The 11,515-nt window shown below is 56.9% G+C and carries 16 protein-coding genes and 1 pseudogene; 6 read left to right on the plus strand and 11 right to left on the minus strand.

What is annotated here, in order from left to right; genetic code table 11:
• Positions 1 to 298 precede the first annotated feature (298 nt).
• The 8 genes from AC2FNS_RS17800 to AC2FNS_RS17835 form a co-directional block, all read right to left on the minus strand.
• Positions 299 to 1,165, minus strand: a complete 867-nt coding sequence (locus tag AC2FNS_RS17800) for a transglutaminase family protein (RefSeq protein WP_496797848.1) — start codon at positions 1,163 to 1,165, stop codon at positions 299 to 301.
• Positions 1,166 to 1,437: 272 nt separating this feature from the next.
• Entirely contained in the window at positions 1,438 to 1,953 is a 516-nt protein-coding gene (locus tag AC2FNS_RS17805) for a hypothetical protein (RefSeq protein ID WP_496797849.1), read from the minus strand.
• A gap of 71 nt (positions 1,954 to 2,024) precedes the next feature.
• Positions 2,025 to 2,162 carry a hypothetical protein gene (locus AC2FNS_RS17810; protein ID WP_496797850.1) on the minus strand — a complete coding sequence of 46 codons (138 nt, stop codon included), beginning with the start codon at positions 2,160 to 2,162 and terminating at the stop codon, positions 2,025 to 2,027.
• Positions 2,163 to 2,335: 173 nt separating this feature from the next.
• Positions 2,336 to 3,442 (minus strand): alanine racemase, encoded by a 1,107-nt coding sequence (locus tag AC2FNS_RS17815; RefSeq protein ID WP_496797851.1) that lies wholly within the window; start codon positions 3,440 to 3,442, stop codon positions 2,336 to 2,338.
• An 11-nt stretch (positions 3,443 to 3,453) separates the two neighbouring features.
• On the minus strand, positions 3,454 to 4,653 hold the full coding sequence (locus AC2FNS_RS17820) for an N-acetyltransferase DgcN family protein (protein ID WP_496797852.1): 1,200 nt from the start codon (positions 4,651 to 4,653) through the stop codon (positions 3,454 to 3,456).
• Between the two features lie 89 nt (positions 4,654 to 4,742).
• A complete protein-coding gene (locus AC2FNS_RS17825; protein ID WP_496803935.1) occupies positions 4,743 to 5,522 on the minus strand; it encodes a hypothetical protein in 780 nt (259 codons plus the stop codon).
• 43 nt (positions 5,523 to 5,565) lie between these two features.
• On the minus strand, positions 5,566 to 5,919 hold the full coding sequence (locus tag AC2FNS_RS17830) for a hypothetical protein (protein WP_496797854.1): 354 nt from the start codon (positions 5,917 to 5,919) through the stop codon (positions 5,566 to 5,568).
• Complete coding sequence (locus AC2FNS_RS17835; RefSeq protein ID WP_496797855.1) at positions 5,916 to 6,230, minus strand: hypothetical protein; 315 nt, start codon at positions 6,228 to 6,230, stop codon at positions 5,916 to 5,918. Before AC2FNS_RS17835 ends, AC2FNS_RS17830 begins: the two co-directional genes overlap by 4 nt.
• A 242-nt stretch (positions 6,231 to 6,472) precedes the next feature.
• Between AC2FNS_RS17835 and AC2FNS_RS17840 the strand changes: the two genes are divergently transcribed.
• Entirely contained in the window at positions 6,473 to 6,889 is a 417-nt protein-coding gene (locus AC2FNS_RS17840; protein ID WP_496797856.1) for a hypothetical protein, read from the plus strand.
• Between the two features lie 170 nt (positions 6,890 to 7,059).
• Complete coding sequence (locus AC2FNS_RS17845) at positions 7,060 to 7,260, plus strand: hypothetical protein (protein WP_496797857.1); 201 nt, start codon at positions 7,060 to 7,062, stop codon at positions 7,258 to 7,260.
• A gap of 54 nt (positions 7,261 to 7,314) precedes the next feature.
• Here the strand turns inward: AC2FNS_RS17845 and AC2FNS_RS17850 are convergent, their stop codons facing one another.
• Positions 7,315 to 8,046, minus strand: a complete 732-nt coding sequence (locus AC2FNS_RS17850; RefSeq protein ID WP_496797858.1) for a Crp/Fnr family transcriptional regulator — start codon at positions 8,044 to 8,046, stop codon at positions 7,315 to 7,317.
• Between the two features lie 149 nt (positions 8,047 to 8,195).
• Between AC2FNS_RS17850 and AC2FNS_RS17855 the strand changes: the two genes are divergently transcribed.
• Positions 8,196 to 8,432 (plus strand): hypothetical protein, encoded by a 237-nt coding sequence (locus AC2FNS_RS17855; RefSeq protein WP_496797859.1) that lies wholly within the window; start codon positions 8,196 to 8,198, stop codon positions 8,430 to 8,432.
• A 51-nt stretch (positions 8,433 to 8,483) separates the two neighbouring features.
• Here the strand turns inward: AC2FNS_RS17855 and AC2FNS_RS17860 are convergent, their stop codons facing one another.
• Complete coding sequence (locus AC2FNS_RS17860) at positions 8,484 to 8,618, minus strand: hypothetical protein (RefSeq protein ID WP_496747218.1); 135 nt, start codon at positions 8,616 to 8,618, stop codon at positions 8,484 to 8,486.
• A 256-nt stretch (positions 8,619 to 8,874) separates the two neighbouring features.
• Between AC2FNS_RS17860 and AC2FNS_RS17865 the strand changes: the two genes are divergently transcribed.
• Positions 8,875 to 9,081: a cold-shock protein gene (locus tag AC2FNS_RS17865; RefSeq protein ID WP_224825428.1), complete on the plus strand. Its 207-nt coding sequence runs from the start codon at positions 8,875 to 8,877 to the stop codon at positions 9,079 to 9,081.
• 211 nt (positions 9,082 to 9,292) lie between these two features.
• Positions 9,293 to 9,916 carry a hypothetical protein gene (locus tag AC2FNS_RS17870; RefSeq protein WP_496797860.1) on the plus strand — a complete coding sequence of 208 codons (624 nt, stop codon included), beginning with the start codon at positions 9,293 to 9,295 and terminating at the stop codon, positions 9,914 to 9,916.
• A gap of 195 nt (positions 9,917 to 10,111) precedes the next feature.
• Here AC2FNS_RS17870 and AC2FNS_RS17875 read toward each other — a convergent pair whose 3' ends face one another.
• Complete coding sequence (locus AC2FNS_RS17875; RefSeq protein WP_496797861.1) at positions 10,112 to 10,744, minus strand: tyrosine-type recombinase/integrase; 633 nt, start codon at positions 10,742 to 10,744, stop codon at positions 10,112 to 10,114.
• 460 nt (positions 10,745 to 11,204) lie between these two features.
• Here AC2FNS_RS17875 and AC2FNS_RS17880 point away from each other — a divergent pair.
• Positions 11,205 to 11,411: pseudogene (locus AC2FNS_RS17880) on the plus strand (transposase); the annotation flags it as partial.
• Positions 11,412 to 11,515 lie beyond the last annotated feature (104 nt).

Raw genomic sequence — 11,515 nt, forward strand, 5'->3', positions numbered from 1 at the left:
GCCAGCGGCTCAAGCAAATGCCGCAATCAAAGGCCGGACACAGGACTGTACTGACCAGCCGCGCAATCAGAGCATTTTGTCCTTGCAAAGCAGACGCCATCCACACAGGACAAAGCGGACTTATTCTCTTGCAGCTTTCGCTGACGCAGAAACCTCTCGCATTTGCGACATACGTTTCGCCGCGTTGCAGCCATTTTCGCCGAAGCGGTCTTTTGCCCTACCAAAAAGGGCACCCGGGCTAGCCGTCCGAACGCCGCATGATAGTCGGCGAATGGATGTCCAGTTCGTACCGGCGTAATCACTGATCCCCAACACACACAACCACCTCCATCGAGAGCAGATTGTTACCTTCTCCCTTGAAGCTGCCGGTTACCGGAGCGACCTGTGATATGTTCCGCGCAACGGCCACCGGAATGAGGTTGGCCGATCCCACTGACCTGTTCGTTGGGTCGAACGGGATCCAACCGGCCCCGGGAACGAAGACTTCGACCCATGCATGTGTAGAGCCCGAGCCGGCAGATCCGAGCCGGTCATTACTGGGGTCGTAAAGATAGCCGGACACCAGACGCGCCCCGAAACCCAGCGTTCGGATAGCTTCGGCAAAGAGGACCGCAAAGTCGCGACACGAGCCACAGCCCCGGTCGAGAGTTTCGAGTGGTCCTTGCGTGCCTTCGCTCTCGCGGATCTCATATGTGATCTGCGCTGTGATGCCATTGCTGACGTCCTTCAGGAGCGACAGGGTATCCGTTGGCCTGTGCATCACGAATGGTTCGACCCAGTTTGACAAGCCCCCTGCGTCGTCTTGGTATTGTGGCGCAGAAAGCGCCCCGAGATCTGTCCAGTCTTCGGTGGAGTAGAGGAACGGGTAGGACGTCGCAGAGGCAGCAATCGGGAAGACGGGCCAGTCTGGCGCGTTCAGGATGGCGGTTGTGTGCGACTGGATCGAAAGCGTCTCCGTTGCGACATCGAAGTTGGCGATAGCGATGGCGTTTCCGGCGACATCGTGGGACCAGTCGATGCCGGCCTTCGGCGTGATCTCAAGATCGAAAGCCGTCAATGTAAGGTCCCGCGTTTCACGAGGACGCAACATCAGCCTGTGTGGTCCAAGGACCACGGCGGTGCGATAGCGATAGGTCGTCGTGTGTGCGATTGTGATCTTCGGCATGCAGCAGACCTAAGTCGACCGACGGCCGGAGCGAGACCGACCTTTGCTGACGCCTTCGGGCACTGCCGCGCGCCATGCTGTCGTACCTTTGCACCTTGCACAGATGCGCTGGCCGAACCCCTCGCTCCAAAACGAAGCATCACAACGCAAGCAGAATCGCAGCTTCGGCACATCTCCAAGCGCGCGGCTGGGGTGGTCCATTAGGGTGTCTTCGACTGGTGATCGCATTGGATCCTCGCGTGCATCTGACCTGTGAAATTGCGCCTTCGACGTCATTCGGAAACAGATGGCTTGCACGACCTTCTCAACATCCCTTCGTTTTCGGCGTCATGAATGTCCGAACGGTCCTGCAATGGCATAGGTTCGGTTCCGGTTTCGGGATCGAGCACATCCTTGTCTGTCTGTATCGTTCGCGTTCCCGAGTAGAGATGGCGCAGTTGCGCCTCCGAAACCCCGTCCGCCTGCATGACCAGTTGCACCATCGGATCGTCCAACATGTCCTCGAGAAAGACCTGCGAGAGGTCCTTGCCGGACAGTTTGTCTCTCGCACGGGCAAGGTCGAGGTCGGCCAGCGACACCGACAGACTTCGCGTCAATCCCGGATGGGACAGGCGTGGATGCAGATGGACCACGACTGAGGCCTTCCAGGCTACGGGATCCTTGTGATCGGGAGGTGAGGCGATCTCTGTCTCGATATCATACTCGCCGGCAGGAAGCGTTTCGTCGAAGCCGGGAAGATTGAAAGGCCGGTCAAAAACCGCGACGGTCTTGGTTGTTTGGTCGTTCATTGCCGGTGATCCTTTCAATTTAGTTGCTGCTCCACGGCATGGAGCAAAACCAGCCCCTTGCGGTGCATGCTTCAGGTTTTCTTCGGACCCGTGGAACCCGGTTTCGAAGCAGTGTCCGGCGCCTTGATTGCCGGTTCTTTTTTCAACGGTTCCATAGGTTTGGATTTCAGTATGGCAGCAGCACTGGTCGTCAGGTCTTTGAAAGACATGAGTCTCATCCTTTTCGGGTTTTCCGCTGGAATTTCCGGGCCTCAATCAGGCTCGAATTCTCGAATGCGGCTTACATGTACATGTGTATTGACCGGCCTTATTACGATGGCGCGGTGTCGGAAAAGTCTGCGCGGTATGACTTTCGTAGTTCACGCGGTCGATCAACTGGGCGTCATACCAGCGTCAGGTAATGTTGGGTCTCGCAGTCATTGAAACGTCCGTTCACCTTTTGCTTGCCATGAACGGTCTTTGCGACATCTGGGGCGCTCATCGCCCGCATAAGGGCACTGTAATTCATCCCCATTTTTATCTCGGAGCCAACGGGCACGGTGGATTTGGCTGTGTTGACAACGGTATGGTCACCTGTCGCGCCGATGAACATAACCCCTGAGGGAAACGTAAGGCCACTTGTATCGGTGTCCTGCTGCCCGACGGCAAGGACAGCTCGGTTTTGTAGGCCGACATTTGAAACCAGTTCGAGCTTCCCATACTCTAGCGGACTCGGTCTTGTGGGCATTGAGCTTGGTTTGAGACTTGTTTCGATCACCTCGGCAAAAAGGGCAAAAGCATCAGTATGAAGGCCAGAGATCGGATGCCCTGTCACCGGGTCGGTGCCCAACAGGATCGCCTCGCCGAGGCGGAGGTTGTTGACTCGCCAGGATGAGTCGTCGCCAAGCGCCCATGGCAAATTGGCCGAGCCACCTCCTGAAACAAGCTCGACAAAAGGTCCGCAAGCGCCTTCGACTTGGTCGGCCAGTCTCGAGAGCATGGCCATGTCGCTGCCCGTCGGTGCCGCGTTGCCCATGCAGGCAAAATTCGCAGCGATGCCTTTGAGCGCGACACCGGGTGTTGCGATGACGCGAGCGGCGCACTCGTTGAGGTTCTCCGGCAAAATGCCTTCGCGCATATCCCCCATTTCAGCCACTAGGATAACATCGTGCGAGGTACCCAGTTTCTTTGCGGCGGCGCCAAGCTTCCGGATTGTGTCCATCTCCGTGTTGTAGCTCGCGTCACAATGCTGGATTGCGTCTTCCATCTCGCAAAGTAGCGGCGCGCGGATCATCGAAATTGGGCAATTAATCCCTGCGGTCCGCATCCTAACGACGTTTGCGATGCGTGCGTCGGCCAGACCGACAACGCCACCGCGAAGCATGGCGCCGGCGACGTCAGGATGCCCGCAGAATGCCTTGGTTACGCCGGTAACCGATATGCCACGGTCGCCAAGGCGGCGGACAAGATATCGCGCGTTTGCTTGGATCTTGCCAAGATCGATTTCCACCCGAGGCGAGGTCATTCCGCAGCCACGAGAGGCACGGGCCGCAACTGTGGAAAGGCGGCCAGGACCATGTCACTGAGGTGCACTTCCGGTCGGGTCAGCGCATCCGTCACCGGAACGCCAAGTTCCCTTGAAAGAGTGTCAATTGCACAATCAACCTCGGTGCCCGTCATCGCTTCGTGATTGAGTGTGACACCAATCACCCGTGTGTCAGCGAAAGCTTCGATGAGGGTGATCTCGCTTTTCGGCCTGGGCATTGGCATGGCGGGAAAGTCGCAGCGATGGGCGCGTTTGGGCGCATGTTGAAGAACAACACCGTGCGGCTGGCTGCCGCGCAGAATGAATGCCGAAGTGCAAAAGGCCGGATGGCTGAGCGCGCCTTGCCCTTCGATCAGGATGACGTCCGGATCGTCGCCGTGAGACGCCGCGACAATCACGCGTTCCAGTTCCCCGCAGCAAAATTGTGGTGGCACGGCGTCCATGGCGACGCCGTATTTTGCGCCCTGCATGAGTCCCGTCTGGCCGGTGCCGACGAGGACGGTCTTGATACCACGCGTGTTCAATTCCCTGGCCAGAATGGTCGCTGTCGTCCGCTTGCCAATTGCACAATCCGTTCCGAGTACGGCAATGCGGATTGCCTTCACCTCCGACACGCTTCCGTCAAACAGGCGCATGTCCTTGCTTGGCCTGGGTTTGCGGATATCACGGATCGTCACGCCAGCCGCATCTGCGGCGCTCGAGATCTCGGGGTCATCGCCGAGGTATTCGTGCAAACCACTGACGATGTTCATGCCGAGTGCGATGGCATCCAGCACTACCTCGCGATCTGCGGGTGACATCTTTCCCATAGAGGGTGCCATGCCATAAATCAACGTGTCGGGGATATAAGTTTCACGCGTAACCGCCGCCTCGAGGTCTTCAAGGATGGGAATGCCGTTGCTCACTTTGTCCAGCACCTGCCCGCTGTCACGCCCTTCAAGTAGGCCGTCGATGACCGCTAGAATGCGGTAGGCCTGGCTGTGACGGACAAGCCCATTCGCGGTCTTGCCGTCGACCTGCCCGAAGTTCCCTTCGCAATAGACAACCGCTGTGGGCACACCGTTTGCTATAGCTTTTTTGCCGTAAGGCTGGCGGTATGCGGATATGTCAGGTGGAGCTTGCGGCCCCATTGTTGACAGCCTCGTCATCGAGTTTTCTACACTGTCCGATTCCATGATTATTCCTTTGCCAAGCGGGTTTTCCCGGATCCGATCACATGAAGTGTTCGGGCGGGTGAACGGTGTTTCAATTATGATTGCGAGCGTTAGTCGTTTAGGACGCATCGCCCCTTCGACCGCTGAAAATTCCTGTGGCACTCCCAGCGGTTTCCCGATCTGTCGAGATGCGCGTTGTCAGGTAGGTCGATCTCCGTGCAGCCATCGTCGGACTCTGCAAAGCCGCGATTACACTTCCAGCCTGGACCATAGCTCGCATCGTCGAAGTATGCGTTCTCCGGGACGACGACAGCCTCACAAGTGTCATCGCGTTCGAAGTAGCCTCGCTCACATGTCCATGGCTGCCCGTATCCGGCCCCGTTCAGAAAGGCATTCTCGGGAACGGCAATGGCAATGCATGTGTCGCCGTCGATTTCGTACCCTCGGTTACATTGCCAAGCAGACCCATAGGTGTTGTCTACAAGATAAGCATTTGGAGGCAGATCGATCTCTAGGCAGAGATCATCGACCTTCATGTAGCCACGAAGGCAGCTCCATCTTTGTCCCGACGGGTCGAGATAGCCGCCTTCGGGCACGACGACCTCAAAACAAGCCGCGTCATCGACCTCCTGAAATCCGTGCAGACACTCCCAGCCCTTGCCATAGGTCCGGTTGGTGGCATAGGCGTTCTCCGGAACGAGGATGGCAAGACACGCATCGCCGTCACGCCGGTATCCACGATCACACTCCCATCCCTCGCCATAGCTTTTAGGCTGGGCATTCGCGGGCATCGGGGCCGATTGAGATTGGGCGAAAGACGGCGATCCGATCGCGATGAACGCGACAAAGGCGAGCGCAAGGAATTCCGTGAAATTCACCGTGGCGAGCACGTCTACGGTGCTCTTGGACGATACGGGCGAGAGTTTTAGGTTACTACGATGCATCAAGTTCAAGACTTTCGATGCATGCCTGCGCCAGATCGCGGTTCGGGCCATCTGATCCGGGCATCGTCGCCCAGCCAGTTTCCATGACAGCGTCGCGCCGCTTGAATGACGATGCCTCGCGGATTGTAGCGAGCTTTGCGATGCGTTCATTGTCGGCGCGGGACATGTCGAGGCAGACGGGCACGAGCGCCGCGATCACTTCCTCTTTCGCCATCTTGTTGGCCATCTCCTCTGCGCCGCCACCGGTCACCCAGCCGCCCCAGGAAAATCCAACGATGCCGACAAACGCCGCGCCAAGAAGCGCGCCGTAAATGCCGGGTTTTAGCCATTCAGGTGTTGTCATGTCGTGTCCTTTTGCGGGGAAAGCGCCGCTTCGCTGTCATTGGTGGTTTCGGAGAGTGCTCGATCACATGCCATCGCTTGTTCGAGTTCCTCCTTTGTGGTCATTTGCATCGTCGTTTGACCCGCATTGCTGCCGCGCCCCCGGACCATCAGGTATGTCCCTGTGCGCCGGTAAGCCTCGAAGCTAAGGCCTTGTATTGGTTCTTCCTCAACAACGATTTCATACGTTCCGGCTGGAAGCTCCCGCTGGTTGTCGCCAATCGTGAAGTCGTTTGAAAACGTCACCATTGATCTGGTCGAACGCGTGAGCATCCCGGGTCTCCATTGAATAGAATGCTGGACTTTCCACCGCCGCCACCATTGCACGCGTCGAAAAGAACACCTCGTCGCAACAAGGCAGTTGAGTGCACACTATGCGAACCTTCGGAATGCGATGCTGATCGAGGTTAGCCCTGGTCGGGTTCTTTTCTGTCAGTATGAGAGGCAAAGCCGATCCGCGGCTTCAAACACTTGCTTGCAAGTCTTTGCCTCAGTCTCACGCCGAAAGGAAACCCATGTCCGCCTCAGACGTCCTTCACCCGGACGGCAGTGACTACGATGCCTTCCTCTTCGCGGAATTGGGGGAGGACCGAACCGGTGCAGCCGTGACGGTCTTGTCTGCTCTTGCACGCCTTGACCTCGAGCCTTGGACCGAGGCGCGTGAGCTTGCACGTTTGGCTCAGGAGGACGCGCAAGTTCGGCTGACAACGCATTTTGAAGCGATTACCGATATTCCGGCGCTGGCTTTGGCAAGCGAGGGCAGAGCGGCAAAGCTGGTTTTGCTGCTGCCAAAACGCGCGCCGCTTCGCGTTTCGAAACCATGCGAAACAGGCACCAGCAACTCTCTTAAGATTTCGATCTCATGGACAACGATTGCCCTAGTTGGAGTCTGTGTTCTGACGTGGTTCTACTATCTGGCGCAGACGGGCTAACCTGCGGCAGTGCGAAGGTGCCGGGACTCCGGATAGATGAACCGGCCCACCGCAGGTCGTGGTGGGTTTTTCCGAGTAACTCAGAGGCGCGGGAAACATGCAGTGCAGTCCCTAAAAATGTATGCTCTTTGCGCCTCTTTTCCTCGGACCGTCCAGGAAAGGGCAATTCCATGAGTGAAGAAAACCAAACCGCAGAAAACCAGACCGTGAAACACATGGCCTCCGTCAAGGCTGCCTGGGACAAGGCACCCGAAGGCCCCAAGAAGGCAGCAGCGCTGAAGCACTATCAGGCCGCTGAAAAGGCCCATGAAGCTGAAAACGATGAAGAGGCCCACAACGAGCTCAAGCAAGCGAGCCGCGCACTGATGTAATGTCGGTATACCTGTGAAAAGACTGTAGGGCCGCCCAAACTCAGGGCGGCTTTTTCACGGCAACAGAGGCCGCGACTGATCGAGATAGGCCGGATCGAAATCCGCCAATGCAACCAGCCCCGCGTAGTCATCGAAGGTGACCCGTCCGCCCTGAAACGTGACGAGCCCGCCTTCGCGGAGTTTGCGAAGGACGCGGTTGACGTGGATGGCACTTAACCCCAACGCATCAGCCAGATGGTATTGCGTGAGCGGACAGGCATAACCTTCCCTGCTTCCCATTCCGACAAGCGACAGTCTCACGCCAAGCTCCAGCAGGAAATGGGCCATGCGTGCATCCGCATCGCGCCGCCCCAGCCCAACAAGATGCTCGACGACCATCGCCTCGTCGCGCGACACGGCCCAGAGAACGGCTGTGGCCAGCCTGGGTGTCTCAGCGAAGGCATTCAGAAGATCGCTCACCAGAACCTCCGCAGCTTCGATCTGGACGATTGGCTCAATCCCATGATCGGACGTGTGCAAAAGAACGCTGCGCAGCCCCAGAAAATCCCCCGGTATCTGGAAGTCGACGATCTGCCGCGTCCCGTCAGCCTGTATCTTGTAAGAAACGACCCAGCCTGCCGCCAGGATGTATGCTGCCTGTTCGGATTGGCCCTGGTGAACCAAGTCGCGCCCAGCAGAGAAAGACTTCCTCCGTTGGTGCAAACGCTCAAGAACGGCCAGCTCAGTCTCCGACAGTGCAACGAACGCGGAGAGCTTTTGGGTGAGTGGACTGGCTTTGATGTGCATTATCGGTCCCTCCCGAACCGGCGCAAACTTCAGGGAGAGTTCGGCGCTGAGACTGCTTTCGATCAGTACGGAATACCAAACTCTTCGCGAGTTTAGGACGATCAAGACCCAACCCCGTCGGAATAGAACGAACGAAAGTGGAATGCCCGATGTCAGACCTACAAGACCCCGCAGGCATGGCAGCCTTGTCAATTTGTGAGGCCCTCCTACTTGCCTTGCAAGATCGCAATCTGCTGCCGGAGCGCGAGATTGTCGGCATTCTCCGCGATGCAGCAGCCGCCCACGAAAATGCCCAAGGTTCGGAAACAGAGCGAAAATTGCACACGGCAACTGCCAAGCTGATCAATGAGATCATCGTTGGCGGCAACCTTTCGAGACGCTCGTAATGTCGACCCCTTTACGCTGGATAAGAGAAGCCGAATGCTCAGTTACGCCTCTCAACCTGTTTTTGGGTCGGTCGGCTCGGTCTTTGCTTCAGGAGGTCGTTTGGTTGCAGTCTGCGGTTTCGTATCTTTTTCTTGCGAGGCCTTTTTGTCGGCGGCCTCTTTCTTCGCCAAGTCGTTGAACGACATTCTGGCATTCCTTTTCTAGCTGCCAGGGTATCCAGCAGCTTGTGATCTTTAGGGGATAGAAGCTCACTTGGCAACGGAAACACTGGCGATCAGTTAGCCCGCACCTTGTAACTCTGCCGGGAGGCCACCACATATATATAGCTACTGAACTCCATTCGACCCTCTGTCTTCCTTTACCGGCTCACAGCGCTAGACACTGTTGTAAGAAGCCGGGCTGCCGCATGTCGCGGGTAGCGATCAAATAAGGAAAATTCACATGGCCAACGGCACAGTGAAATGGTTCAATACCACTAAAGGCTTCGGCTTCATTGCACCTGAAACAGGTGGCAAAGATGTGTTCTTGCACATCTCCGCACTCGAGAAGTCGGGCATGACCACCCTGAACGACGATCAGAAGGTGACCTTCGATGTGGAGGCCGGCCGCGACGGCCGCGAAAGCGCAACCAACATCGCGCTCGCCTGATCTTTGCAAGTGGGCGCTACTTCGGGGCGCCCCATCGCCAAACGGCCACTTGCTTTTTTGAATCTTCTTCCGCTGCCTAACGTAGCAGTTCTTTTGCCTGATTGGCATCGGCCGAACCGGCACTGCGAATTGCTCATCCCAGGGGACCAGCCCGATGCCAGATTATACAGCCCCAAACAGATCAGATGCGGGACGTGACGTCTTCAAGGGTATGTCGAAGAAATCGAAGGCCGAGGAGACCAGTAAAGAAGCCGCTAAGGCGATCCGCGTGGGCGAGTATAGCAGATATCAGATCAAGTCCGGTCGTCTCGCAGGCGCATACGGTGCTCGCGCCTTTCTCAAACCACCCACGAAAGCGCGCGGCTTGATTGCCGAGGCGACGGGTGAGACCGAAGAAGCTGCGATCATCGCATTGCATTCCGCCATCGATGCGCGCGAAGCCAGCAGGGCCGAAGATCGCAGAACAGATCCTCGCAAAGGGACCCAGGTACCAACATCCGACGAATACGCGGAAGCGCTCCATTCTGTAAACCTGACGCGTCCTCAGCGCGCCATGTTGATGGCGTTGTCGCTGGCGGAAGAGGACGGGCTGACAGGGGAGAAGGTCGCTAATGCGGGCAATTACAAGTCCACGACCTCGGCCAACAGAGCGCTCGCCAGCTTGGGCCGTATAATTGCGAGCTATCTGTCTTCGGGAACAGGTTCCTTACGGCCTTCTTTGGGCTCGGATGGAAGCGCGCTCATTGGGTATCGAGATGTCTCCGAACATGACGAGAAGCCTGAGAGCTGGACAATGCACCCCGAGCTTTGCGCCGCCATCCGTAAAGTCCTGTAATTCAATGGGTTAGATATCCAAGTGATTGGCCGATGCGGTTTATTGCCAATCTAGTCGAACCAGAGTTTGTCCAGAAAAACCGATGCGTTCGGACATCAAGAGGACGTTTGGCGGCGTTGGTAACTTTACGTTAATCGCGCTGTGTGCGGCCGGTCAGCCCGCAAAGACGGACGGCACTAGCCGCACGCCTAGTGTCTAGAGGCCAATACTCTCGGCGATACTAAGCGCATCTTCGAGTTCAACTCCCAAGTAGCGCACCGTGCTATCGACCTTCGTATGACCGAGCAAGAGTTGAACCGCGCGCAGGTTGCCTGTTTTCCGGTAGATCTCAGCAGCTTTTGTTCTGCGCAGCGAATGCGTTCCGTATCCGCTCGGTTCCAAACCAATCGCCGACACCCAATCGTGCACCAACCGGCCATATTGACGGGTTGAAATATGCGGTCGATCGTGGAAGCGGCTAGGAAACATGAACGAGCAAGCCAACATCTCGGGTGACTTGACCCAAGCCAGGACAGTTTCCCTTGTGTTTTCCGTCAGTTCAAACCGAACGGGCCGCTTGGTTTTGCTCTGAATGACCGAAACACGTTCTCGGACGCGATCTTCTTTGACCAGATCGACCACGGAGAGCCTGACCAGATCACATCCACGTAGCTTGCTGTCGATGGCAACGTTAAATAGCGTCAGATCGCGAAGGTTGTTCGCCAGTTCCAGTCGCGCTCGGATGGCCCAAACCTGTTTTGGTAGCAGCGGTCGCTTCTGGCCGACGATCCGCCCCTTGTTCCAGGCTTTACGTTTCGGGGTGACAGCAGGAAGTTGGACTCGAGGCATGATTTGCCCTCCTCGCCGCCCTCCGAACCCAAGCATCAGCACCGCGCTGACGTTAGAATGCTACACGCAAACCTGATTGCATCGGACCCGTCACCCGTGTGTTCGTGCTCCAAACCCAATAGCAGCTCGAATGAATGGCCGGATTCATAGCCGCCATGCCGCGCCGAAATCTAAGCGCCTGCAGCAATTTTCGTGCTGCGAGCGCGCGCAGCGAGGAATCAAGACTTCTGCTGTGGGCTCGACCCGGTCATTTGAGAGTTTTAATCGGATGACTGCAATGTATCGGATAGCGGTCTTTGGTCATGGAAATTTTGAGGATTTGCGCCTGAAGGTCTGCTCTTGCCAGGACCGGACCCAGACAAAAAACGGGGCTATGACCGAGATGCGGAGAGGCTGTGTGAAAACTCCCTTTATTGGCTGTTGGATGGTGTGATTTCGGCAATTGATGTGGAGGCATTCAATGGGGCAGTTTATCGTAGGTGTGGACCGGCAGCAGTCGATGTTGCTGCCCGAATGTCTGGGCGACTATGTGGGTGAAAACAGCCCTGTCCGCGCGATTGATGCATTTGTCGACATGCTCAGTTTGGCGGAATTGGGTTTCCAGACCTCGGCGGCTGCGACGGGTCGACCCGGCTATCATCCGGGGCTGATGCTGCGGATGGTGCTGTCAGACAGATTCTAACCAGTCTCAGTTTCCCAATAACCACGGGAACTTAGGCGGAACAGAGCTTACGCCACTCGGCGAGAGCGGCGTTGCGGATCAGCTTGAAG

It is taken from the genome of Ruegeria sp. BHSA191 (assembly GCF_059613325.1).